Source organism: Streptococcus parasanguinis (assembly GCF_019929185.1).
GTDB classification, from domain to species: domain Bacteria; phylum Bacillota; class Bacilli; order Lactobacillales; family Streptococcaceae; genus Streptococcus; species Streptococcus parasanguinis_O.
On sequence record NZ_JAHZPC010000006.1, the window covers coordinates 24,327 to 50,861 of the forward strand.

At 45.6% G+C, this 26,535-nt stretch carries 17 protein-coding genes; 3 read left to right on the forward strand and 14 right to left on the reverse strand.

The features are described from left to right. Positions 1-57: 57 nt before the first annotated feature. Entirely contained in the window at positions 58-1,350 is a 1,293-nt protein-coding gene (locus K1I56_RS05385) for an adenylosuccinate synthase (protein ID WP_003014816.1), read from the reverse strand. A gap of 319 nt (positions 1,351-1,669) precedes the next feature. Here K1I56_RS05385 and hslO point away from each other — a divergent pair, with 319 nt between their 5' ends. Together hslO and dusB are read left to right on the forward strand one after the other, a co-directional pair. Continuing rightward, complete coding sequence (gene hslO / locus K1I56_RS05390) at positions 1,670-2,542, forward strand: Hsp33 family molecular chaperone HslO (RefSeq protein WP_223325471.1); 873 nt, start codon at positions 1,670-1,672, stop codon at positions 2,540-2,542. Beyond that, the gene (dusB, locus tag K1I56_RS05395) at positions 2,529-3,506 is read left to right on the forward strand and encodes a tRNA dihydrouridine synthase DusB (RefSeq protein ID WP_223325472.1); all 978 of its coding nucleotides are present in this window, start codon (positions 2,529-2,531) and stop codon (positions 3,504-3,506) included. The genes hslO and dusB overlap by 14 nt, the downstream gene beginning before the upstream one ends. Positions 3,507-3,823: 317 nt before the next feature. Here dusB and K1I56_RS05400 read toward each other — a convergent pair whose 3' ends face one another. The 12 genes from K1I56_RS05400 to K1I56_RS05455 all read right to left on the reverse strand — a co-directional run bounded on the left by K1I56_RS05400 (position 3,824) and on the right by K1I56_RS05455 (position 24,312). Continuing rightward, entirely contained in the window at positions 3,824-4,510 is a 687-nt protein-coding gene (locus tag K1I56_RS05400) for a YoaK family protein (RefSeq protein ID WP_223325473.1), read from the reverse strand. 127 nt (positions 4,511-4,637) lie between these two features. Then, positions 4,638-5,414 (reverse strand): NUDIX domain-containing protein, encoded by a 777-nt coding sequence (locus K1I56_RS05405; protein WP_223325474.1) that lies wholly within the window; start codon positions 5,412-5,414, stop codon positions 4,638-4,640. Next, entirely contained in the window at positions 5,415-6,263 is an 849-nt protein-coding gene (gene pnuC, locus K1I56_RS05410; RefSeq protein ID WP_223325489.1) for a nicotinamide riboside transporter PnuC, read from the reverse strand. It lies immediately after the preceding gene. A gap of 22 nt (positions 6,264-6,285) precedes the next feature. Further along, a complete protein-coding gene (locus K1I56_RS05415; RefSeq protein WP_223325475.1) occupies positions 6,286-7,347 on the reverse strand; it encodes an AAA family ATPase in 1,062 nt (353 codons plus the stop codon). A 164-nt stretch (positions 7,348-7,511) separates the two neighbouring features. Beyond that, positions 7,512-8,237, reverse strand: coding sequence for a hypothetical protein (locus tag K1I56_RS05420; protein WP_049472684.1), 726 nt, complete (start codon positions 8,235-8,237; stop codon positions 7,512-7,514). Between the two features lie 414 nt (positions 8,238-8,651). Beyond that, positions 8,652-9,059: a DUF4430 domain-containing protein gene (locus K1I56_RS05425; protein ID WP_049472685.1), complete on the reverse strand. Its 408-nt coding sequence runs from the start codon at positions 9,057-9,059 to the stop codon at positions 8,652-8,654. Next, positions 9,037-9,525, reverse strand: coding sequence for a hypothetical protein (locus K1I56_RS05430; protein WP_003002175.1), 489 nt, complete (start codon positions 9,523-9,525; stop codon positions 9,037-9,039). The genes K1I56_RS05425 and K1I56_RS05430 overlap by 23 nt, the downstream gene beginning before the upstream one ends. Positions 9,526-9,534: 9 nt before the next feature. After that, positions 9,535-11,964: an ATP-dependent Clp protease ATP-binding subunit gene (locus K1I56_RS05435; RefSeq protein WP_031576752.1), complete on the reverse strand. Its 2,430-nt coding sequence runs from the start codon at positions 11,962-11,964 to the stop codon at positions 9,535-9,537. Next, on the reverse strand, positions 11,965-12,429 hold the full coding sequence (locus tag K1I56_RS05440; protein WP_021154058.1) for a CtsR family transcriptional regulator: 465 nt from the start codon (positions 12,427-12,429) through the stop codon (positions 11,965-11,967). Between the two features lie 216 nt (positions 12,430-12,645). Continuing rightward, positions 12,646-16,356, reverse strand: a complete 3,711-nt coding sequence (locus K1I56_RS05445; RefSeq protein ID WP_223325476.1) for an alpha-L-fucosidase — start codon at positions 16,354-16,356, stop codon at positions 12,646-12,648. 104 nt (positions 16,357-16,460) lie between these two features. Then, complete coding sequence (locus K1I56_RS05450; protein WP_223325477.1) at positions 16,461-23,297, reverse strand: Ig-like domain-containing protein; 6,837 nt, start codon at positions 23,295-23,297, stop codon at positions 16,461-16,463. Positions 23,298-23,790: 493 nt separating this feature from the next. Next, positions 23,791-24,312 (reverse strand): Dps family protein, encoded by a 522-nt coding sequence (locus K1I56_RS05455; protein ID WP_003001978.1) that lies wholly within the window; start codon positions 24,310-24,312, stop codon positions 23,791-23,793. A 155-nt stretch (positions 24,313-24,467) separates the two neighbouring features. Between K1I56_RS05455 and K1I56_RS05460 the strand changes: the two genes are divergently transcribed. Then, positions 24,468-24,938, forward strand: a complete 471-nt coding sequence (locus tag K1I56_RS05460) for a COG2426 family protein (protein ID WP_223325478.1) — start codon at positions 24,468-24,470, stop codon at positions 24,936-24,938. Positions 24,939-25,446: 508 nt separating this feature from the next. Here K1I56_RS05460 and tsf read toward each other — a convergent pair. Next, positions 25,447-26,487: a translation elongation factor Ts gene (gene tsf / locus K1I56_RS05465; protein WP_049492557.1), complete on the reverse strand. Its 1,041-nt coding sequence runs from the start codon at positions 26,485-26,487 to the stop codon at positions 25,447-25,449. Positions 26,488-26,535 lie beyond the last annotated feature (48 nt).

Below are 26,535 nucleotides of genomic sequence, written 5' to 3' on the forward strand. Positions count from 1 at the left end.
TGAAATCGAATTCTAACGAATGACCGATTTCTGTCCCACTCTCTTATCTTCATTTGCTTATAAACTAGACCACACACTTTCAAGGATATTGGTTTGGTCACGATCTGGTCCGACTGAGAAGGTTGAAATGCGCACACCAACTAATTCACCGACACGGCGGACATAGTTGCGGGCATTTTCTGGAAGCTCATCCAAGTGGCGGACACCTGTGATGTCTTCTGACCAGCCTGGTAATTCTTCATAGATTGGTTTGCAACGTTTGAGTTGCTCCAAGCTTGCTGGGTAGTGGTCGATGCGTTCCCCATCCAAGTCGTAGGCTACACAGATTTTCACTGTATCCAAGCCGGACAGAACGTCGATCGAGTTCAAGCTAAGGTTGGTAATTCCTGACACGCGACGGCTATGGCGCATGACAACTGAGTCAAACCAACCAACACGACGAGGACGACCGGTTGTTGTCCCATACTCATGGCCGACTTCACGGATCCGATCACCCACTTCATCGAAGAGTTCCGTAGGGAATGGGCCATCACCAACACGGCTAGTGTAGGCTTTACATACACCGACAACCTTGTCGATCTTGCTTGGGCCGACACCTGATCCGATGGTCACCCCACCTGCGACTGGGTTTGAAGAGGTTACAAATGGATAGGTTCCTTGGTCGATATCCAACATAACCCCTTGGGCTCCTTCAAAGAGCACGCGCTTGCCGTTATCCAAAGCATCGTTCAAGATAACAGAAGTATCGGTTACATATTGCTTGATTTGTTGACCATATTCATAGTATTCTTCGAAGATATCGTCAAATGACAGAGCCTCTGCATCATAGAGTTTGGTAAATTGACGGTTCTTTTCTTCCAAGTTGATACGAAGACGTTCCGCAAAGACGTCGCGGTCCAAAAGGTCCGCGATCCGGATTCCCACACGCGCAGCCTTGTCCATGTAGGCTGGTCCAATCCCTTTGATGGTCGTTCCGATTTTGTTGTCGCCTTTAGACTCTTCTTGGAGACGGTCCAATTCGATATGGTAAGGAAGGATGACATGGGCACGGTCTGAAATGCGCAAACTGTCCGTTGTCACACCTTCTTCATGGAGATAAGCCAACTCTTTGACCAATGATTTAGGATTGACCACCACGCCGTTTCCGATGACAGAGATCTTTTCAGGGAAGAAGATACCAGAAGGAATCAAGTGCAACTTGAACTTTTTGCCGTCGATTACGATGGTGTGTCCGGCATTGTCCCCACCTTGATAGCGAGCAATGACTTCTGCATTGGCTGATAGGAAGTCTGTAATCTTCCCTTTTCCTTCATCACCCCATTGGGTTCCTACTACAACAACTGATGTCATAATTCTTTTTCATATACCATAGATAGTTCCCTATCTATGCCTTTCTTCAAACTAGGGGCAGGAGTCTCACCTGCAAGTTTGTCTTACACTCTATTATAAGAAATTTTTGATGTTTTTTCAAGAACCACTCGGCTATCGTTTATTTTTCTCCTTCTTTTTTAAACCAACTTCTCTATGAAACTCGTCTTTTACTTGGAAATTGCTTCTTTCTAGAAATAACGTTCGGAATTTTCTTTTCTTCTTGCCCTTCTTCTTAAACGACTGATTTTCAGAATTCTCCTTGTCCCCACTTTGCTTGATTTGTGCTAAAATAGTAGGTATGGACAAAATTATTAAAACTATCTCAGAAAGTGGCGCTTTTCGTGCCTATGTACTAGACAGTACAGAAACCGTACGAAAAGCCCAAGAAAAACATCATACACAAGCTAGCTCCACGGTCGCACTTGGCCATACCCTCATTGCCAGTCAAATCTTGGCGGCAAACGAGAAAGGAGATACTAAAATCACGGTCAAAGTCCTTGGAACTAGCTCACTCGGAGCCATCATCACCGTGGCAGATACCAAGGGAAATGTTAAAGGCTACGTGCAAAATCCTGGAGTGGATATCAAGAAGACGGCAACTGGTGAAGTCCTGGTGGGACCATTTGTCGGAAACGGAGAATTCCTGGTCATCACTGACTATGGTACGGGAAATCCTTATAACTCCATGACCCCTCTTGTCACCGGTGAAATCGGAGAAGACCTGGCCTTTTATCTGACGGAAAGCCAACAAACACCTTCTGCAGTTGGACTCAATGTCCTTTTGGATGACGAAGACAAGGTTAAAGTGGCGGGTGGCTTCTTGCTTCAAGTCTTGCCAAATGCCAAGGAAGAAGAAATCGCGCGCTTTGAAAAACGCATCCAAGAAATGCCTGCTATCTCCACACTTTTGGAATCTGAAGACCATATTGAAGCTCTTCTTGCCGCTATCTATGGAGATGAACCTTTCAAACGCCTCTCTGAAGAAGAACTTCGCTTCCAGTGCGACTGCAGCCGTGAGCGTTTCTTGAATGCTTTAGCAAGTCTGCCAGCTAGTGATCTAAAAGAGATGAAAGATGAAGATCACGGTGCAGAGATTACCTGCCAATTCTGCCAAACACACTACCACTTTGACGAAAATGACTTGGAGGAACTCATTCGTGACAAATCTTAATACGCCATTTATGATCGGGAATGTCGAAATCCCTAACCGTACCGTCCTAGCCCCAATGGCCGGAGTGACCAACTCAGCTTTCCGGACCATTGCCAAAGAACTGGGGGCAGGGCTCGTTGTGATGGAAATGGTCTCTGACAAGGGAATCCAATACAACAATGAAAAGACGCTTCACATGCTCCATATCGATGAAGGAGAAAATCCTGTATCGATCCAACTCTTTGGAAGTGACGAAGATAGCCTCGCACGCGCAGCTGAATTTATCCAAGAAAATACCAAGACTGATATCGTCGATATCAACATGGGTTGCCCGGTGAATAAAATCGTCAAGAACGAGGCTGGTGCCATGTGGCTCAAGGACCCAGACAAGATTTACTCCATCATCAATAAGGTTCAATCCGTCCTTGATATCCCCCTCACTGTAAAAATGCGGACGGGTTGGTCAGATCCTTCTCTAGCAGTTGAAAATGCGCTCGCTGCTGAAGCTGCAGGTGTCTCTGCCCTTGCCATGCATGGACGGACTCGGGAGCAAATGTATACGGGGCATGCGGATCTTGAGACCCTTCACAAGGTTGCACAGGCCCTAACTAAGATTCCATTTATCGCAAACGGAGATATCCGTACGGTTCAAGACGCCAAACAACGGATCGAAGAAGTCGGTGCTGATGCGGTCATGATTGGTCGCGCTGCTATGGGCAATCCTTATCTCTTCAACCAAATCAATCACTACTTTGAAACAGGAGAAATCCTGCCTGATTTGACCTTTGAAGACAAGATGAAGATTGCTTACGAACATTTGAAACGCTTGATCGATCTCAAAGGTGAGCACATTGCCGTTCGTGAATTCCGTGGCCTTGCCCCTCACTACCTTCGTGGTACCTCAGGTGCAGCAAAACTCCGTGGAGCCATCTCCCAAGCAAGCACCCTGGCAGAGATTGAAGAACTCTTACAATTAAACGCATAGAAATAATAAAAGCAGGACCTCACATGAGGTCCTGTTTAGAATTATGACAAAGTCATCTTAGAAACTTTCCTCAGGTGAGTACGGACGTCAGCGAACTTCGAAGAAGTTCCATGACTTAGTTTTGAGCCTAAGGTCTCAAAACTCCCGAGTGTCTGAAACAATTGTGTTTCAGACACTTTTCTCACGGCGGAAAGTTTCAGTGTATATTTGAACAATCCTAATAGTATATATCAGTTTAATTTTTTTGCATCACCTAGATTGCTTAATATTAAAAACAATTTGTCTACAATCTATATAGGATCTCATGTGAGGTCCTATTATAGATTATCTGTCTGTAAGCCGAGTTGTTTGACTCTAGCGGTGTAGTAAGTCATGATCAAAAAGAGGTTAGCTGTGATCAGCCAGATGGACCATTGGTGGATGAAATGCATGAGGATGGCCACGCTAATAGCTCCCGCGACAAAACTTCCAACGACAATCCCGTAGTTCATGGCCTGACGCCGATACTCGACCAAATCTCCTTCACCTCGAGCGATTCGGTACAAGGCCGTCAGCATCTTGCGATAATTTCCGGAAGTCATAAAGATCACATAAGGGTGATTTTCGATCAAGCTCCCTGTAAAGGTCAACATCATCATTCCCGTCCCAAAAGCTATAAAGGGAACTTCTACAGGTGGTATGACAGACACTAAGGGAATCAGGAGTGTCACCACAAACAAAGGAATCAACATCTTGGTTCGCCAAAAGGCTGTCTTGCGATATTCTTTGATATGGAGGGCAACCACAAAGCCGATGGAAAAGAATAAAATAGATGAAAAACGCATGATGGTATTTTCGACGCGGGGATCGTGCCAATCAGCGATGAGAAGCAGGAGGTTCCCAGTTTGGGTCGCGACCAAACTCCGGTAGTGCATGTGGCAAAAAACATCAAGGCCCCCGCCGATAAAACCAAGCAGAGCCCCCATCAGTCGTGTATTTTGTGGTAAGATGATTTTTTCTTCCATAGTCGTATCCCTTTTGATTTCAATTATTTTTATTATACCACTTTGCACACAAGTGGAGCAGGAAAAATCAAAAAAGCCCTTAGTTACTAATCGTAACTAAGGGCTGATAGAATTCATCTCGCTCGATCTACTGTTTTAGGCGATAGGTCTTCCGTGGTTTTTTCTTAGGAACCCGCTTGACACCCACTTCTTCCACGAATTCTCCGAACTTCACGAGGAAGTTATTGCTAACGATGGGGCGTCCTGGATTGATCAGATTGACCAATTCGGTTGCTTCATAAACGGTAAAGGGCTCCTCTAACAGATAGAGGAAGGTTGGGTTCCAGTCCAAACGCCCCTGAATCCGCTTGATCGACTCTTGGACGATTTGATAGTGGTCAAAGGCAAAATCAGAAGCAACTAAGGCTTTCCCCTCTAACAAACACTGGGACTTCTTGAAATCGACATCGAGAAAAACAACTTCCTTGGCATCATCTCCTGCATGGGCTAGCTCCACTGCTTCTGCTGGCAGATAGACCAGATGAGCGATGGTAATGACCCAGCCCCTGGGGTCCCGCCCAGGGGTGGAAACCGTCATGAGCTGCTCCACCTTATTAACTGGAAGATCAAGCCCGACTTCTTCTTTGACCTCTCGGATACAAGCATGGGTTGCATCTTCATCCTTGTTCACAAAGCCCCCCACCAAGGCTAGGCGGTGTTGATACGGGTGGGCCTTGCGGCGAATGGCTAAAAGCTTGAGCTGGCCTTCAACAAAACAATAAGCCACCATGTCCGCTGTGACACTTGGAGTTTCATAAGTTGGCAGGTCTTGCTCCTTGTACCACTTGAGAAAGTCTGCTTCACTTGCGACCGTCTCAAAATACTCTTTCTCCGTCATTCCTGCTGGAATCAAGAGATTGGTCATTTAGGCCACCTCCTTCTTGAGGGCTTTGGTCCATTGGTACCAGCCCACTAGACTATTCAGCGTGTAGACCCAGTACATCCCTTGAATTTGAATACTCTGATCCCACCAGAGGTAGATACTAAAGACGTTGGTCGCAATCCAGAAGATCCATTGTTCCCGATAAAGGCGGGTCATGAGGAGCTGGCCGACCCCATTGGTCGCATCGGTGATACTATCACGGAAAGGACGAGCACTATGGATGCTCTGATAAGCAAAGCCCATACCAATCCAGATCACGGCACTCAAGGCCAAGTAGCGCATCCACTCGATCAAGGTCAATTTCTTGGCTTCAAAATGAGATTCTTCGACCTTTCCTTGATCGTTGATCCGATTGGAGAGCCAGACATAGAGACCGATCGGTTGCATGATGAAGAAATAAAGAGTTGTCAGGACTTCCCCATAGAAGTTTTTATTGAGGGCTAAAACGAGGTAGATGGCTGAATTTACTGCTCCAAAAAGGTAGTTGCTAGCTCGCCCTTCTGCAACAAGAATGACACAGACAATTCCTGTCCAAGAGGCAAACAATCCCAGCCAATCATGTTGTCCTATTAAATTTGTCCAATCTATAGAAAAAGAACCATTAGAATGGAAAAGGACCTTGATGAAATATTGTATTTGAGTCATGAACTCTAATACAAAAGGAACGCTAGAAAGAAGAAGGAGATAGATCCATTGAAAAGCTGTCCGTCCCATAAAAAGGTCCTTCCAGAGGAGTTTCATAATATTGACAAAGCCTTGCTTTTTCGCTTCTCGGTGGACATTTGTAAAGTCTTGGATAAAGGTTGTGAATTTTTCAGTGAGGTTCTTCATTAGATGATTCATAAGCTGCTCCTTAGTCGGCTTGGTAGATGGCATCAATAACCTTCTTGGCTTCTTCATAGTTGCCGAGGTAGTCTGATGCGAGGAAAGTGGTCGGAATGTTTCCTAGGTATTGCTGGCGCAATTGGTCTAGGTAATTTGAAAAGCTGGTGCGGATCTCTTCATCAGCCATGGTCATGTCTCGGAAACCATCATTGACATAAGAGCCGATCGGCTGAACAAAGAGGATCAAATCCCATTTTTCTTTAGACAAAATACTAACAAATAGGTTGTCAAAGGTATCGGTCATGCTGGTATCCTGGCCTTCGACTTCCATGTAATAGTCGTAGTAACCTTTGGTCACCAGGGAATTGGTATCTGCGATGACCAGGCCTCGATTGGCACTACTATCGATGAGCTTAGAGGTTTGATCATACTGTCCTAAGAGGAGGTAATAGTAATCTTTTGGTGTGAGTTCATCATCCCGAACATTGTTCTTGATCTGGTATTCACGGGCATACTCAAGACTAACAGGTGCATCGTAAAAGCGGGCTAAATCCTTTGCAAGGGTCGTTTTCCCGTTGCTGGCGCTCCCCATGATCAAGACTTTTTTTGTGAACTGACGACGGAAGGGCTGGGCGATGTATTTCCAGTATTTGCTTGGATTTTCCCGGATCATGGTAGCAGAGATTCCAAAGCGACGTTCCTCTAAGTGGACTTCAAACCCTCTCGCTTCCAACTCTTCCTTGTAGGCTTTCTCCCCCACATAAAAGATCAACTCTTCTGTCTCTGTTCGATACTGGATGGTATCAAGGGCTGTTTGTAACCAAGGTTCCCAACCCAAGGGATAACGAGGAAGTTCTGTCTCATCTAGCTTATAGACTTGGGTCAATTCATCATCTGAGAAGGCTTCACGGATATAGCGGAAGCGTTTTTGTAAGGTCAAGCCCACTTCTTCGCCACGGTCCCCTTCATAACCAGATACGATGACACGAACACGATCACACTGACGCTTGGCCCGTTGGATCAGGTCAATATGCCCTTGATGAAGAGGAGCAAAGGTTCCAAATACCAGGGCAATTCTTTCTTTTTTCATATGAACTCCTTTTTATATTTTTTTATAAATAGATTTTCTTTATGTTTTTATTATAAACTATATTTTCTGGATGTCAACACCTTTTTATAAAAAAATATATTTTTCTTCAAAACAGCAAAAAAAGATTTGAAAAGATAAGATTTTCTTTTCAAATCTTTCGAATTTTATTCACGAGTGAGGGAGTGGCTGACACCGTCTTTAAGAACCGTCACACTAGATACAGAGCCATCTTTTCCAACTACGATATCTAGAGTCGCCGCAGACCCATCGCCTGCTGAGAGATTAGCATGGTAATGACCATCATCCAAGGTATAGTTATAAGCGCTGATACCATAGGCTACGGGTTGGCCCCCAGGAAGTTGGATGGTCACTTGACCACCTTGGCCAATAGTGACTCCAGTGTCGCGTTTGTCAGACCAATTCCCAGCTGCTGCAGAGAAATCCCCTGCTGCTACAGAATAGACTCCCTTGTATTGGGCATTCTCAGTAGCAGAAGCTTGCTTCTTAGCATGGGCATGACCGTCTTCTAGACTTGGCAATTTTGCTTTTGCTGGTGTTGCTGGAGTGGCTACTTCTTTTGTTTCTTTTGTTACGGGTGCTGCTGGTGTCGCTTCTTTAGCTGGAGCTGGTGTTTGACTAGCTGCAGCTTGGTTATTTTTGCTACCAACGGTATGACTTTCTTCTGATTTGCTATCAGAGGATGAAGAGACAATCGGATCTTTACTAGTGATCACTTTTTTCTTAGAAGAAGAACTTGTTTGTTTAACCTGACTGGTCTTTGAACTACTTGCTTCTGAAGTTTTTTCTTCTTTATTCCCACCACAAGCTCCTAGGAAAAGACTAGCTGTAAGAGCTAGCGCTGCTAGGGAAATGATTTTTTTGTTTTTCATAACAGAACCTCTTTTGTAACATTTGTAATATTTTGTAACATTATTGTAACACTGTTATATGAGGGTGTCAATAGTTTCTCAAATATTTTTCTAATTTGAAAGAAGTTTTAAATAAGTTACTAAGCCATAGTAGAAAAAAGCCGGACACACTGTTCTTTTATACAAATCTAATACTTTCTATAAAGATAAAATTATTTTATTCGTTAGGGTTACTCAATTATCTACTGAAACTTTCCGATGTGAGAAAAGTGCTAGAAACACTATTGTTTCTAGCACTCGGTAGTTTTGGAACCTTAGGTCCAAAACTAAGTCATGGAACTTCTTCGAAGTTCGCTGACGTCCGTACTCACCTAAGGAAAGTTTCTAAGATAACTTTATCTATAATCTGAAGCCGGACAAACTGTCCAGCTTTTCTTATTTATACACTTCTTGATAGAATTCGATCTTATCCCCTTTTTTAACGGTGGTTTCAGCAGCACCTTTTGGAGCCATCTCGCCATTGATCTTGTACATCCAGTAAAGACCTTTGGCTTCGTCTTGGCTGTGACCGTCAATCGAGGTGATCATGCCATTTTTTTCTTCAATCTTGTAGTTGGCTTTGAGCACTTTCATAAGGTTGCTCTCTTCTGCTACTTTCAAGGTTTTCAATTGCGCTTTTTGACCTTCTGGCGTCACGCTAATTGTAATCGAAATTTCGTTTTTCTTGGCAACTTCTGTGCTAGAAGCTGTTGGTTGATGGTTTGTGCTATGAGACGAAGCGCAACTCGCTAAAAGAAGAGCTGCAAGTAAGGTCATTAAGCTAGAAATGGTTTTTTTCAACATAAAATCTCCTAAAGATTTGATAAATAATGGGATAGAAAATGATCGTCGACAGAGCATGGGCAAGGTTAAAACTAAAACCATTGACCAAAGCATAGGTCCACCAAGGAATATGGTATATCAAGGCATAAACACTATCGATCAAGACCCCATAAGCAAAGGACAGTAGGCCCACAAAAAGGATCTGAAGGACAAAGGGCAACCACTTGTAACTGATGCGCCAAATGAGCATCAAACAGCCAAAGGCGACAATCTGAAAGAACACAATCAAGCTCATCCCCAGGAAAAAGGCAGAGACAAACATGGTGATCATCATCACAAGAAAAGCAAAGCTATACCCTTCAAATATCACCAAGAGAAAAAAGATAGCAGAAATAGGTTGGACATTTGGGAAAGGGGCAAAAGCCTGACGTAGAGCGACACAAAGGGCCGCCAAAAGCGAAATACGGGTTAATCGCTGAAGCGTCATGACGTCCTCCTAGACAATCTCGAACTTGATCGTTCCGGCTGTCGTTCCAACCTTGATGGTTTGCCCTTCTTGGGCTTGACCTTTCAGCAATAGCTCTGCTAGTTGATCTTCCACTTCGGTCTGCAAGACACGACGCAGTGGGCGAGCTCCCATTTCTGGATCGTAGCCTTTGGTTGCTAGCAACTTGAGCGCTGAAGGCTGGAATTTGAGGGTCATGCCTTGTTCGGCCAAGGTCGCGATGAGCGGTTTGACCATGACTTTCACCACCTGCTGCATGTCCTCGCTTGAGAGACTATGGAAGACCACCTTTTCATCAATCCGGTTGATAAACTCTGGACGATAGGTCTTCTTCAACTCTTCAAACATGCGTTTTTCCATATTGGCCTGGTCAAAGCGAATATCTTTGGCACCAAAGCCAACTGTCTTATCATCCCGAAGGGCTGTTGCTCCCAGATTTGAGGTCATGATGATAATGGTATTGGAGAAATCAATCTTCCGGCCTTTGCTATCGGTTAAGACTCCGTCATCCAAGACCTGCAAAAGGACATTGAAAATATCTGGGTGGGCTTTTTCCACCTCATCAAATAAGAGAACGGAATAAGGTTTGTTGCGGACCTTTTCGGTCAACTCGCCTCCTTCTTCGTAGCCCACATAGCCTGGAGGGGCACCGTTGAGGCGGCTGGCCGCGAATTTTTCCATGTACTCACTCATATCAAAACGGATGAGGGCCGATTCATCATCAAACAGAACTTCTGCCAAAGCTTTGGCTAGCTCTGTTTTTCCGACACCGGTAGGTCCTAGGAACATGAAAGAACCGATCGGACGTTTATTGCTACGGATCCCCGATTGATTGCGTCGAATAGCCCGACTGATACTCGAAACGGCTTGGTCTTGACCAATCACGCGCTTGTGCAATTCTGTTTCTAAGTTGAGGTACTTCTTGGCATCGGTTTGAGTCAGTTTTTGAGTTGGAATACCAGATAATTGGCTCAAAGTCACCAAGACATCTTGGTCAGTGACTTCTTTTTTGTAGACAATGGGAGCGGCCTCTACTTCTAGGAGTTGGGCTGCTTTCTTCCACTTGCCATCCATCAAGGCCCGATCCAAGGCGGTCAACTCTTCTTTTACGTGACCGTTGGAATCGCGGTTTTGTACGGTAGCTGCCGCTTCATCCAAGAGATCAATGGCTGAATCTGGCAATTGACGGCTAGTCAAATAGCGGTGGGCATATTTGACAGCTGTTTCGATCGCTTCATCGGTAATGGTCACATGATGGTGGTCCTGGTAAGTTTCTTTCAAGCCTTGGAGAATTTGGATGCTATCTGCAACACTTGGCTCTTCAATGGTGACTTTCGCAAAACGCCGAGAAAGGGCTGCATCTTTTTCGATATGCTTTTGGTACTCATCTTGAGTCGTGGCCCCAACTGTACGCAAGGTTCCCCGTGCCAGGGCTGGTTTTAGAATATTGGCTGCGTCTAAGGTCGAATCAATACCGGATCCTGACCCCATAATGGTATGCAGTTCATCGATAAAGAGAATCACGTGACCGTCTTCTTCGATGTCCTGGATGATATTGTTCATCCGTTCTTCGAAGTCCCCACGGAAGCGCGTCCCTGCAACGACATTCATGAGATCCAATTCAAGAACACGCATTTGCGCGATTTCAGCTGGAACATTGCCACTAGCGACACGCTGAGCCAGACCTAATGCAAGAGCGGTTTTTCCGACCCCTGCTTCTCCCACCAATACAGGATTGTTCTTGGTCTTGCGGCTGAGGATTTGGATCATGCGTGAAATCTCTGCATCCCGGCCGATCACAGGCTCAAGCTGGCCTGCACGCGCCATTTCTGTCAAATCACGGGTATAATCTTCAAGACCTCCACTGGTGCTTGGGGGCATGCCCATCATATTTCCCATGGTTTGGCGGTTAGGGTTTTGGGCCCGGTAGAGGCTCCGGATGGCTTTGATATCATTCTTGTCCCAGCCTGCCTTGTCTTCTAAATTCTTGCGAAGGGAGGCAATAGGAACTCCCTTGTCTTGCTCTGTAAAGGCAAAGCCGGCAAACTCCATGACTTGGCTCGCCAAGGTCCCACGGTCTGCTAGAAGAGAGAGGAGCACATGCTCTGTTCCCAAGGTCTTGGCATGAAGGACCTGGGCAATCTCTCTTGCGTGCTTCATAATGGCTTCCATCCGATAAGAAAATGGGAAGATTTCATACCGATTGTCGCTTTGAAAAGCTTGGCCTGTAATATGCTCCGCCGCATCCTGAAACTCATCGATCTGCATAGGATAATCGTTAAGTACAGAACCTGCCACGCTATAGGGATTATTGGCCATAGCCGTCAGGAGATGCCAAGTATCTAAGGTATGTCCCTGATAGTGGCCTGCTAGTATTTGGGCCGCTTCTATACTTTCTAACAGTGCTGTTGAATAGTTCATCTAGTCGGTATTTCCTTTTCTATCTACTTGTTGAATGATTTTTTTCAGCATCGTTGCTCGTAGGATGAGAACATCTCGACCTAGGACCTCATCGGAGGTCGTCGCAAGCAAGAGCTGCGTTTCACGTCTTGTCAATAATTTTTCTTCATAGAGCATCTGGAGGATATCATTGAAGACCTGCTGGCTGATGGTTTCTCCAATATTGGCTGCCAAGTCTTGGAGCATCTGATGGTGATCTGAAAACTGGACCTTGCCAATGCGGATATAGCCACCCCCACCGCGTTTGCTCTCTACAATATAGCCTCGACTCTCGGTAAAACGGGTCTTAATGACATAGTTAATCTGACTGGGTACGACCTGAAAGACATCGGCTAACTCACTTCTTTTGAGCTCTGCCATGCCAGCTTGAGCCAGCAAGGCCTTAATATAAGCTTCGATGCTATCAGATGTGTTCTTATTTGCCATGATGCTCCTTTCTGGCTTGTTTTTTTCTAGATGGATGCTCTGCTCTTTGGCCCATAAAAAATGGCCTTGGAGTGTTCCTTCTCATCATTGACCTTATTTGACTATTATACAATTTTTACGGCTGTAAATAAAGCAAAGACTCTATGGAAATAGGAATCTCTTAAGAAGGCAAAAAAAAGAGGCTAGTGAGAACTAACCTCTTATGCGAAGAAGGAGCTACTCTTTGCGACGAGCGAATTTGGCGCCTCCGCCCAAGAAACCTAGACCAAGAAGGCCTAACCAAGCAAAGAAACCACCTTCTTTTGTACCGGTTTGAGGTAGTTTTCCTTCCGATTGTAGAGAAGGACTTTCAACCACTTCTTTTTCCGGATGGTCTGAAGTCAAAACAGAAACTGCTTCTGGGGTTTTCGGTTGCAAGAGAACAGGTCTTCCTTTTTCTTTTTTGTCTTCAGCTTGAGAAAGAGTCATAACTTCTGGTTGCACCTTACTTGGGGTGACAGGAGTGGTTGGAGTCGGCATATCAGCTATCAACGGACTTTTTTCCGCTTCCTTCGTTCCGACTTCTGTGATCTGGTCCTGGGCCTCCACTTCGACAAAGGCATCGACTTCTGTCCGAATTTCTTTGCCTTCTTCTTGTCGAACCTCGATCAATTTCAACCGGCGTCCGACCTTTCCTGCTTGAAGGATCCGGCTTTCGCCCTTGGCCAAGTCCTTGTTCTCACGTGTTTGACTCTCAAATGGAATCTCCTCCGCTTCGATGAGAAGTTCTGGCTTTTCAAGAATCAAATCCCGAATACCTTCTTCTGGCCGTGTCTGCGTCAGGGGTTCATAATTGTGAGCATCTTCTAAGATGGTTTCAAGGGCTTCGACTTGATTAGCTGCAGCAACCAAATCTGGCCGCTCTTGATCCAACAACTGAGTCAAGTCCGTCAATTGTCCTTGAACCGTCGGTTTGAGATCTGCTTTCAAGCGATCGAGAGAAGTAGCCTTGATCTTTTCTACTCCTTCTCTGATGATCTGTTGCAGCTCTTCTTGACTGAGCAACTGGCTATCTTTCCCTGATAGGATAAATTGATCTACCTGGATGGCTCTGGATGACTGAGGGTCATTGAGGGCTGGATCCAGATGCAAGCGTAGCTGGTGGTAGCCTTTTGCTAGGCCTTGCAGATTGACCAAACTCTGGTCGAGCTTGCGTTGATCTCCGTAGCCACTGAAATAATGATCGCCGTCGATCTCATAATCATGGCCACGCCCTTCTTCGAAGGCCATTTCTTTCCCATCCAAAGTGACGCTGTAGAGACCATGACTTGGATCAACCACTCCTCGGACCTCCACGCCTGTGCCCTTAAAGGTAATGGTCACTTCAATGTGTTTCTTGCCTTCCTCATCGGTCACTTGGTTAAAGCTGGACCAAGATTCTGTGCCATTTGAGAAGTCTTTGTTGTCTGTCTCATGATGCCAGCCTTGGCTATAGTGCAGTTTTGGATCTTGGTCATCCACTTCTTTGCGATTTTCTGGCAACTGGTCTTCATTCATCACTTGGACTGTCAGTTCTGGAATAAAGCCGACCAGGCTTCCTTGATCCGGATGCAACAATTTGACCTTAAAGTCATAGACATCGGTCGCTTTCCCTGCAAAATCAAGGGTTGGAACTTGGACTGTTTTTTCCGTCTCTCCATCTGCGAACTCAAGGGTGACGTTGGTATCTTTGTAGACCTTACCATGAACCCCTGTTCCCGGCTCTGTGATCAATTTCAGACTGGCACTTCCTTTAGAGCCACCTTTTCTCTTGACGACGACTTGCGCTGGGTCGCCTTTTTTAACAGCTAGGGTTGGCTGAGCAAACTCAAAGAGACCCTTTTCTTGGTTATTGAGGGCATAAATCCCTTCCGTTGCGATCGCATCTCCCTTGCTATTGACCAAGGTCAAGGTGTGAGATCCTGCTGCCAAATCCGATGTTTCATAGACCTTTTGGCTGCGTTTGCGGCTTGGACTTTGGGTATTGACGGTCGCTAGCTTTTGGCCATCGACATAGACATCCATTTCCCCATGACCAGGGTCGACAGTTGCGACGACATAGGCCTTGGTGCCTTCAAATTGATAGGTCACCGAAGCTCCCTTTTCTTTGGTCCACATAGAGGTGCCTCGAACGCCTTCTCCCTCTTCATTCCACTGGCCATTGGACCGCTCTGCTGTCCGGTCGGAATGATAAGTCAAACCAAGCGGATAGCCATCGGTTTCTTCAATGCTGGCTGGTGTCTTATAGACAGAGACACCGTTCAAGATTGGAGTGGCTTGGGCATCAGTGATGGACACCCGAATATAGCGACTATCAACTGGTTGCCCTTTGATTAATCGGCGGTATCCCACAGTTGAGCCAGCTCCATAAGGAACCCATTGCCCATTCACTGCCACATCAATGGTGAAGCCAGAAATCCGTTGGCCTTTCTCGATGGTTTCTTTGAGCTCTACCACATCAAAGTGTTGCTCTTTTCCAAGATCAAGGACAAAAGAGCCGGTTTTGGCATCATCTGCAGGTGCCCAACTGGTCTTTTCATCGCCATCTGTCAAATGGCTGGCCTTGTAGAGAGGATTGCGCCGTGTCGAGTCAGCTTCTACCAAAGCTCCTGCCGCATAGTTCACACTGTAGAGTTGGTCCAAGGTCTGGCGGAATTCTTTCAAACGGGCCACATCGGCCTCCGCAAATTTTCCGTCTTGATTGGGTGGAATATTAAGCAGAAGCGGGGTGCCACGGCCGACCGATTTGAAGTAAATGTCCATCAATTCGCGCAAGGACTTAGGCTCTTGGTTGTCATGGTAGAACCAGCCTGAGCGAATAGAAACATCGGCTTCTCCCACTGAGTATTGCTTCCCTTCCGGATCCCCGTGATTGAGGTAGCTATTAGATGGATTGTTGCGGATCTTATCTGGATTAACCTTTTGCCAAACCGGATCTCCGGCAATCCCCTTTTCATTTCCAATCCAACGAACATTGGTCGGCTCAGCTGAGAAGATAGCTATATCCCCTTGGGCCTTGCGAATGGCTTCAAACCACTTGTCAAAGGTATAGGTGACCTTTTGAGCCCCATCGCCACGCGCACCATCCATCCAGACTTCTACGAACTTGCCTTTGTTTCCATATTTAGGATCTTCAAGGATTTCTTTGAGCTGGTTGAGGTAGTATTCATTGTATTGGTCCTCTGTATCCATATGGTAGAGAGGGCTGTGAGCATCCCAAGGTGAGAGATAGACCCCCATGTCCATGTCATACTTGCTGGCAGAAGCAGAAACCTCGGCTAGAACATCGCCTTTTCCATCTTTCCAACCACTTTTGGCAATGGTATGGTCAGTGTATTTGGATGGGTACAAGAGGAAGCCATCGTGGTGCTTGACGACCATGATCGTCCGTTTAAAGCCTGCATCCTTCAGGGTTTTGATCCACTGATCGGTATCCAGATGCTCTGGATAGAAATAATAAGGATCTTCTTGCCCATCTCCCCACTCACGATCGTAGTAAGTATTCATCCCAAAGTGGATGAAAGCCGCTAGTTCTTCGCGGTGGTATTGCATCTGAGCCTTGCTTGGAAGTGGTCCGTAATCCGCAATCTCAGTCTCCTCATCTAGAGAAGTGGCTGGTTGAGTGGCTTCTGTCCCTTGGCTGGCTGTGCGATTTTCTTTCTCGCTAGTAACTGCTGAGGGCTGTTCTGATTCTTCTTGGTGCTCGTTCACAGTTTTCTCCTCCTTTCCTTGATCTCCTGCATCGCTCGTTTCAACCCGTTCTTCACGCGGTTCACTATTCTCAGCTTGTTCCTCTGCGTAACTGGTAGTAGCTCCTAAAAAACAAGTCGCTACGACTACCGAGCAGACGCCTACCGAGAGTTTACGAATGCCAAATCGATTTCTCTGATCAACTAATCTTTTTCCCATATTCCATTCCTTTATGTCACCAGGTAAAGAGGGTGGGGCTTCCCCATCCTCCTTCTTTTTACCTGTGAACTTTTCACCGTTTTTTGCTAGTTTCTCTAGCTGTTTTACTTGGCCTTATTGGCTCTTTTTTTCTGATCGTCCAGCACAGCACTGGCAAGGCCTGCCGCTAGGATTCCAGCAACGAGGCTTGCGACGCTTTCTTCCGTTCCTGTATTTGGTAATCTACCTTCGGAAACTGGAGCAGCTGAAACTGCTGGTGTTTGAGTTTCTTTCTCGACTTCCTTCCCTGCTGCATCTATCCCTTCCTGGCGCACCGCTTTGACCTCAAGAGATGCTTGAGGAGTTGCGATAGCTACTGGTCCTTCTGAAACATGAGGGCGCTCTAGGTTCGGAAGCGGTTGTGGTTCTGGTTGTGGTTGTGGTTGTGGTTGTGGCTCTGGTTGCGGTTGCGGCTGTGGCTCTGGTTGTGGAGTATCTGGAAGTACTTCTTTCGTGCCCACCTCTGTGATTTCTGCCACTGGATCTAGTTCTACAAAGGCATCTAGTTCCTTCCGGCTTTCCACACCATTTTCTTGAGAAACTTCCACCAAGCGCAATTTGCGGCCTTTTTGACCTTCTTGAACCACACGTTTCTCACCTTTTGGAAGATCCGCATTTGGACGTTCTAAGCGTTCAAAGTCCATCTCTTCTGGCTCAATCACCAACTCTGGCTTGGTATGAACCAGATTCTTAACTCCTTCTTCAGGAATGGCTGAGCCTGTAGGTGCTTTTGCGGAGAGAGAAAGTTGATATACTTTTTCGACCTTGCCATCTTCTGAGACAACCTTGACAAGAACAGGAGCATTGGCGCTTTTAGCATCCACGACCGTAACGGCTGTTCCATTCTTGCCTTGTGCGGAAACGATTGGACGGTCTCCCTCATACTCTAGATGATAATCTGTCACATCTGGTTTAAAACCTTCTAGGTCTTTACCATTCACTTGGATGGTGACATCAGTTGTTGCCCGAGCTTCTTCCGTTGGTGCATAGGCACTCAGTTCAATAATTCCAATCCCTTTTAGATTCTCATTTCGAACCATTCTTAAGCGGATCGCTTTGGTTCTTGTTTCATTGAAGCTAAGGTTGGAGATATAGCCCGGTTCAAAGTCATAATCCAAGCTATAAGGAATTTCTTCCCAGTTAGAGGCCTGGTTAAATGGATGATCTGGAAGATTCTTCAGATTGCCATAATCATCCGGAACATCAAAGTCTGGACCAATGTAGCGTTCAAGAACAGTTTTCGTTGGCAGACCTGTTTCCTGATCTGCAAAGAAGTCGACCGCTACTTTATTGACCAAACGCTCTGTTACTTGACCATTTTTCTTGAAGATAAGACCAGCAAATACTTCAGTTTGATCCGGTTCTCTCTTCCAGTTGGTCCAGCGATAGTACTCGTTGTAGCCACCATCGTTGATGTAATCGATATAGTCGATTTGGTTTGGATCGAGATCATTGGTTTCACTGGCAAATGCCCTGCTATCCTCTGCATTGTAGTCACGGTTCACAGAGAGGATTTCTCCTGTCTTTTCTGACACCCGAACGGTCAGCTGAGCTGTCAGATCATAGCCGAGGACTTTTCCTTCTAACGTGAAGCTGCCTTCATGAGAAAGTGCATCAGCTGGGATAGCCTGCCAGTCCACCGTCAGTTCCTTGCGTTCATAACCTGTGTCCCCTTTAAAGTAGACACCTACTGTAGATGGTAGAACTAGATCTTGACCGGCTTTCACAAAACGTCTGCCTGCTTCTACTGCTACTGGAACAGCTTGTTTCAGTTTTTCTGCATCGCTTGTGAGATGGAGATGGTATTCTTGTAAGATGGTACCATCTTCCGCTTTATGGATGACACGGATTGGCTCACCTTCATGGACGCTTGGCACAACCGTTGCAAGACCGTGATGGCTAGCTGTCGCTTCCACCTGTGGATAAGCTCGATCACGCGCATCGATGTAGTAATCGGTCACACTTGGGTTGACACCTGGCAATACATCGCCATTGACGCGAATGGTCAACTGGCTCTTTTCTTCTGCCGCAACCTTATTGGCAAATACCTGAATCTCTGAAATAGAGCTTCCACGTTTGCCTTCTGGTGTCTTCATGCGAATACGAACAGCATAGGTGTCGACTTTATCAAAACTGAAATGATTCATCTTGCCAGCTGCTACCGGTTCTTCAACGGTTAGGTTGCTGACTTCTTTCCAGTTGGCTGGATTGTTAAATGGATGGTCTGTTTCGTCTTTGACGCGATTTGGATTGCTTGGAACAGTTGGGATTTGTTCCCCTGTATAGTACTCAATCACATACTCACTTGGAGCCCCAACGCCGTGGTCTTCATGGAAACCAACATGGAGGTTGTCCACTGCTCGCTTGGTCAAGATACCAGAATCCCCAAACAAGATACCAACAGAATCTTCCGCATTGTCACGGCCCCAGTTGGTCCAACGGTTAGCTGGAGCATCGGTAAAGGAGATGACCTTATCATTGACCTTAGCAACTGGATCCGCATCGTTAGAGTCACTTGCAAAAGCGAGTGGCAAGACTGATCCTGTCCATTGCTCTGCTACATTGGCCCCCTTGACTGTGTTTGCGGAAACACGAATATGAAGACGTGTTGGAAGATCCGTTCCTTCTACACGACCGGCTAGGACAACTTCTCCTTCTTTGGCCAAGAGTTGCGGATCGATCGCATCCCAGGCCACCTTAGCTGTATAGGTCTTACCATTAGAGTGATAGGTCCGCACGCTTTCTGGAAGAGCTGGTTTTTCTCCGACTGGAGTGGTGGTGCTGACTTCTTCTACAGCGATAATGCCTTCAACCGTCACTTGAGCTTGGGCTTCTTTTTCCACACCCTCTACATGACCTGTGACTGTAAAGCTATGGTAATCCTTGACTTGATCTGCGGTCACAGCATCCCAGGTCACGCGTTTTTCTTTAGGGAATCCCTTGTCATACTCGACCAAGACGGTCTCTGGAAGAGCTGGCAAAACATTTCGATCGGTGCTGATTCGTACAGGACGCACCTTCACAACCGTTTTTTCTTCTGGATTTGGCGTGATGGTAAAGGTTAATTCCCCTGTTTTTCCTTGGAAGCTAGCTTCTAAATGAACCAATCCTGCTTCCCGCAATTCCAAACCTTTATTGGTTGCGACGGCTTTTCCTTGGCTACCAGATCTTGTCTTCACATCGATTTGATCTGCTTTGAGACTTGCCTGGCTACCATCTTGGTAATGGGCAATGACTTCAAGTGGTACCGTTTGGTCTTCCTTGAGTTCCTGTCCTTCTGGCAGACGCAATTCTAGGCGCTCAATCTGTGGACTTTCTTCTTGGAATTGGACCACATAGGTCTGTACAGCTCCCGTATCCTGAGCAGTTACAAAGATTTGAGCTTTCAAACCATTTTCACGGTTAGCTTGGAGGACCGTCACTTGGGCATTTTCTGCACTTGCTGTGACTTGACCTGGCTCTTGACCATAAGCGAGGGAACGGAAAATGGTATGGTTGCCACTACCAAATTTTGGAAGAACTACTCCATCTAGCTGAACCGTTGGTTTCTTAGCCTTGGCTACATCTCCTCCTGCAACCACTAGTGTCGCTTGGACGGTTTCCCCATTGCCTAGGAGTCCTGTCGCTTTCAAGCGTGCTCCTGGTGTGGACAACTGATTTTCTTGACCAGCTTCCAAGGTCCATTGATCGACCTCATAGTGGGCAGTGGTCCCATCGGTGAAGACTAATTGCACAGCCTTATCCACTGCTGCTAGATCTGCTCCCTGTGGGATTTGTTTGATGACTGGAAGGACTTGTTCCACGCCGATCACATCGACCAGAGCTTCGACCGTGCGTCCTTGAACATGACCTGTCACACGGACTTGGCCAGCACGACTATAGTCTGCCGCGTCCCATTCAACGGCTTCTTCTTGGGCCTTGCCATCACTATAGACCACATTGACCTTACTTGGTAAGGTTGGTTTTTCTCCTAGATAAGCACTTTGTCGAACAGGTTCCACACCTAATACAGTGCGTTCTGCTTGGTCCTTCTTACCTGTAAAGAGGCTGACTTGGTCTGATTGCAAGCGATCTGAGTCTGCATACAGAGTAAAGGCACCTGCTTGCTCCGTTGATTTGACAATGACAACCCCTTTGCCATTGAAGGCTCTGCGTTGCCATGTGCCATCTTCCTGCGCTTTGTAGCGTTCACGGCTGGCTTGCTCCCCATTATCGACACCGACAATTTGGCCTTGTCCATGCAAATGGAAATGCACCAAATTATTGGCAGTTGGGACCACACGACCTGCTTCATCGACGATTTCATAGGTAATATAGGTCAAATCCTTACCGTCCGCTGCGATCGCGTGTTCTTCTTTCAACAAACGGACACCCGCAGGCTTGCCGGCTGTTTCGACTTGATCTTTCGCGATCACTTCTCCTGCTTCGTTGCGCGCAATAGCTTCCACTTTACCTGGTACATAAGGGACCAACCACTCTAGATAAAGTTCATCCGGATTTGCCCCTTCTTGGTAAGTCCGGCCATCAGCTGTGGTCTTCTTGGTAAAGGTCTTCACTCCTTGTGATTCCCCATTGACAATCAATTCCACACTGTGGGCATTGGAGAAGGTCCGAACAGGAATCCGTCCTTCTTCATCCATGACACGATTGGCTAATTCTGGATTGTCCCAGTTCCAATGCGGCAAGAGATGGACCATCGGATGTTTCTCAGCCGATACCCATTGGCTTTGGTAGAGGTAAAAATCATTCTTTGGAAGACCTGCCGTATCGACAATACCGAAATAAGAACTTTTCACAGGTGTATCATTTTGGTTGTGCCATGGTGTTGGCTCACCGATATAGTCCGTACCTGTCCAGATAAATTGTCCTGCATAGCCGGCATGATCACGGTCAAAGGTCCAAGAGGCAGTCGCTGTCCGACCCCAACCAACCCGGTCATTGCCGTAGTCTGATTGTTCATAATGGCGGTCTTCTTGGTTGCTGCCGACCCATTCTCTTTCAGGGTGGTAGTAAGAGCCCCGTGTCCGCGTTGCAGAAGAGGTTTCTGAGCCATAAATGAGCCAGTTTGGATGTTTCGCCCATAAGCTTTCATAGTTGGCCTCTGAATAGTTGAAACCAACCGCATCAAGCTCTGCTGCTACCTTTTCATGGCCTCCTGATCCATCACCAAAGCGGAATTTATCAGCTCCCATGGTGACATAGCGGGTTGCATCCACGTCCTTGATGGTCTTGACTAACCGACGAACAGTTGCGACAGATTTGTCTGAACCATCTGCTTCACCGACTTCGTTACCGATTGACCACATGACAATGGCTGGATTGTTCTTGTCCCGCTCTACCATGGTCCGTAGATCGTAATCGGACCAAGTATCCCCCTTACGAGCTTCTGGGTGAGTGGCATCTTTTTCAAAGAAACGACCGTAATCGTATTGCTTCTTGCCACCATACCAGGTATCAAAAGCTTCTTCTTGGACCATCAAGCCCAACTCAGCCGCAATGTTTAAGGTTTGTTCACTGGCTGGGTTGTGGGTCGTCCGAATCGCATTGACTCCCATGTCCTTCATCTGTTTGAGACGGCGGTATTCAGCCTTGTAATTTTCCTCAGTTCCAAGAGCCCCGTGGTCATGGTGAAGAGATACCCCGTGGAATTTCGTCGCCACCCCATTGAGGAAGAAGCCACCTTCTGGCGTCCAGTTCAGATAGCGATAACCAAAGCGTTCCTTTTGCACATCGACCAACTGCGAATCCCGATAAACCCGCGTATACAAGGTATAGAGAGCTGGATGATCCGTTTTCACATCCCAGAGGGTTGGTTTTTCAACATGCAAGGTTTGAGAAAGGTTGATCGCTTGACCTGCTAGAACAGCTTGTGCTTCACTGCGCGTTTTTTCGCTCACCACTTGGCCATTTTGATCGACAATTTCATATTCCGCATAAATACTATGGGCTTGATCATCCTGGTTGACAATGCGGCTCTTCACCACTGTATCTACTGCCCCATTTTGCTGTTTTTCCAACTGAGGGGTCGTAATCGTAGTCCCATACTGCGCTAAATGAACCTTGTCCGTCACACTCAGCTTAACATCCCGGTAAATCCCGCTTCCAGAATACCAACGGCTACTTGGTTGTTGATTGACCACATGAACGGCGATGGTATTTTCACTTCCATCCGCATTCAAATAAGGAGTAATATCATAAGAAAAGGCATTGTAGCCATTTGGATAATGACCGACGAATTGTCCGTTTACATAGACTTTGGAATCCATATAAACCCCGCCAAATTCCAAGCGGACCTTCTTATCTAGATCCTTGTCGTCCAAACGGAAGGTCTTACGATACCAAGCATCCCCACCGTTTAATTGCCCCCCTTCATTTTGAGCAGGAGAGTTGTGATCAAAATCAAAGAAAATAGACCAGTCATGAGGAAGATCTAATTTTTTCCAATCCTTGACATCCACTTGACGCCCTTCTGCACCAGGAGCCGCATTTAATTTAAAATACCAATCTTTATTAAAATCACGTTCTCGATCTTGCACAATATCCTCCGCTACACGATTTTGATCTGGAGCTGCTGTTTCTTCCGTTCCTGTAGCACGCTCAGATGAAGCTGAAACGGGCTGGCCTTCGCCTTGAGGCGCTGGCTTTTCCTCAACTCTGGTAGGGGTGATGACAGCTGGAGCTTCTGAAACCCTTGCACCAGCTTCAGGAACTTCCGCTTCTGAATTTTCCGTCACAACACTTGGTGTCTCAATCGAAGTCGGTTCACTTTCGAGGGCTGGCTTTTCTTCCGCATGGACCCTTGAAAGACCCAAGGCAGAAATCCCAATCACAACAGAACAAGCTCCAACTGAGAGCTTACGAATACTAAAAACAGGACGCTTTTCAAAAAAAGACTTTCCCATAAAAACCTCCTCTTAGGATTAACTATTAAAATTGTAAGCGCTTTCTTATGCCTGCGAACGCTTATAGAAAATCACATATTAACTATACCAAAAAAATAGGAGCGATAGGCCTCGATTTCGCTCCAACTATAGTTAGATTAAGAATTCCTTTAATTAGTGGAAATCTCCTACGAACCAAAAAAATAGAAGCCAATGGCTTCTATTGAGAGCATAGACAAACTGTTCTTTTTTACAAATCTAATAAATTCTATAATATAAAAAAATTTATTCGTTAGAATTATTCAATCATCTACTGAAACTTTCCGCCGTGAGAAAAGTGCCTGAAACTGAATAGTTTCAGGCACTCGGAATTATTGAGACCTTAGGCTCAATAATTAGTCATGGAACTTCGTAGAAGTTCGCTGACGTCCGTACTCACCTAAGGAAAGTTTCTAAGAAGACTTTGTCTTCAGTCTGAAATAGAAGCCGTTGGCTTCTATTATTTTTTTTGATCTTATAATCCTGGTTCTTGACCAAGTTCAGCAGCCACCATCCAAATGTTCTTTTCAAGTTCTGCTTTAGCCCCAACAAAGATATCGTTGGTTACATCGTCCCCTTCAGCATCTGTAACATCCAAAGCTTTTTGGTAAAGGCCATCGAGGTAATGGAAGATTTCAAGAACACGTGTCAAGCTTTCTTCTACATTTTTCGTAAATGTTCCACGGCGTTCTTCAATATTGCTGTGTTCCAAAAATTCAGTCATGCTAGAATATGGCGCACCACCAAGAGTGATCAAGCGTTCACTCACTTCATCCAAGGTTGCATCCAAGCTGTCCATGTATTCGTCCATTTTTGGATGCCAGACCATAAAGCCACGTCCACGCATGTACCAGTGTACTTGGTGAAGGGCAATGTGAGCGACGTAGAGATCTGCTACGACTTGGTTCAAGAGGGCTTTTGTTTCTGGAAGAGTTTCTTTATTAGAAGGTGCAAAAGTTGCTACATCAGTAGCTGCTTCATGTTTCATAGTTGTCATATCGTTTCTCCTTTTTTATAATGATTCTAATTAACTATATCTTTATTATATGCTTCCTCATTCAGAAAGTCAAGATAAAAGATTTAAAAATATCATAGTTGTCAATTGAGAAAAGATACGATAGAATGAAGAAGACTAATCGAAAGGCTTGACCAATGAAATATATCTTTACCTTCCTGATCTCCATGGTTCCCCTTGTTGAATTGCGCGGGGCCATCCCTTTTGCCATTGCAAATGGCATTCCCTTATGGACAGCGCTCTTGATCGGAGTGATCGGAAATCTTCTCCCTGTCCCTCTGATCTTCTTTTTCGCCCGCCATATTCTTACTTGGGGGGCAAAAAAACCAATTATCGGAGGCTTTTTTAGCTGGTGTCTCAATAAGGGCCATAGAGGCGGACAGAAATTAGAAAAAGCTGCAGGAGACAAGGGAATCTTCTGGGCCTTATTGCTCTTTGTGGGAATTCCTCTTCCGGGAACTGGTGCCTGGACTGGTGCCCTTGCAGCTTCTATCCTTGACTGGGACTTCAAACGCAGTAGCCTCGCAGTCATCCTCGGAGTGATCCTAGCCGGCCTCATCATGGGAACCCTGTCCCTGATCTTAGGAATCGATACCTTCGCACATTAAGCAAAAGACTGAAGCATCGGCTTCAGTTTTTACTTACAAAAAAGAGGTTCCCGTTCCTCTAAGAGTATAGACAAACTGTTTTTTTACAAATCTAATAAATTCTATAAAACAAAAAAATTTATTTATTAGAATTACTCAGTCATCTACTAAAACTTTCCGCTGTGAGAAAAGTGCTAGAAACAATCATGTTTCTAGCACTCGGGAGTTTTGGAAGTAAAACAGTTCGGGGAACTGTTTTAGCATGAGCCTAAAATTTGAAAAGCGAATGGGTCCAAAACTAATTGAACACGGGCGGCGGATTGTGTCAAAAAGATAAGTTTTCCTAGAATCTAAAGATTCTTCGTTAAACTTCCTATTTTGACTTTATCCGCAGACGCCCTTTGTATCTTAATTAGTCATGGAACTTCTTTGAAGTTCGCTGACGTCCGTACTCACCTAAGGAAAGTTATTTAGATGACTTTATCTTACAAAAAAAGAGGTTCCCATCGAAACCTCTTTTTTTGTATTCTTAGTTGTTAAGAGCCGCTGCCATTGTAGCTGCAACTTCTGATTCAAAGTCGTTAGCTGCTTTTTCGATACCTTCACCAACTTCAAAGCGAGCAAACTCAACTACTGAAGCATTTACTGATTCAAGGTAAGCTTCCACTGTCTTGCTGTCATCCATGATGTAAACTTGTGCAAGAAGAGTGTAGGCTTGGTCAACTTTAGTGTTGTCAAGCATGAAACGATCCATTTTACCAGGGATGATTTTGTCCCAGATTTTTTCTGGTTTACCTTCAGCTGCCAATTCAGCTTTGATATCTTCTTCAGCTTGAGCGACAACTTCGTCAGTCAATTGAGCTTTAGAACCATACTTCAAGTGTGGAAGAGCTGGTTTACCAACCATTGCACGGCTTTCGTTATCTTGGTCGATGACGTGGTTCAATTGTGCTAATTCGTCTTTCACGAATTGCTCATCCAATTCTTTGTATGAAAGAACAGTTGGTTTCATTGCAGCGATGTGCATTGAGATTTGTTTAGCAAGTGCTTCGTCTCCACCTTCGATCACAGAGATAACACCGATACGTCCACCGTTGTGTTGGTAAGCACCGAAGTGTTGTGCATCTGTTTTTTCAAGCAAAGCAAAACGACGGAATGAAATCTTTTCACCGATTGTAGCTGTTGCAGATACATATGCAGCTTCAAGAGTTTCACCTGAAGGCATTGTCAAAGCAAGAGCTTCTTCATTGCTAGCTGGTTTACCTTCAGCGATCACTTTCGCTGTTGCGTTTACCAATTCAACGAATTGAGCGTTTTTCGCAACAAAGTCAGTTTCAGCGTTCACTTCAACAACTGCTGCAACGTTACCGTCTACATAAACACCAGTCAAACCTTCAGCGGCAACACGGTCAGCTTTCTTAGCTGCTTTAGCCATACCTTTTTCGCGAAGCAATTCGATCGCTTTTTCGATATCGCCTTCCACTTCAACCAATGCTTTTTTAGCGTCCATGACACCAGCACCAGATTTTTCACGCAATTCTTTTACAAGCTTAGCTGTAATTTCTGCCATTTTTGTTCTCCTATATTTTTTTAATAAAAGAAGAGGGTCGGGCTGAGC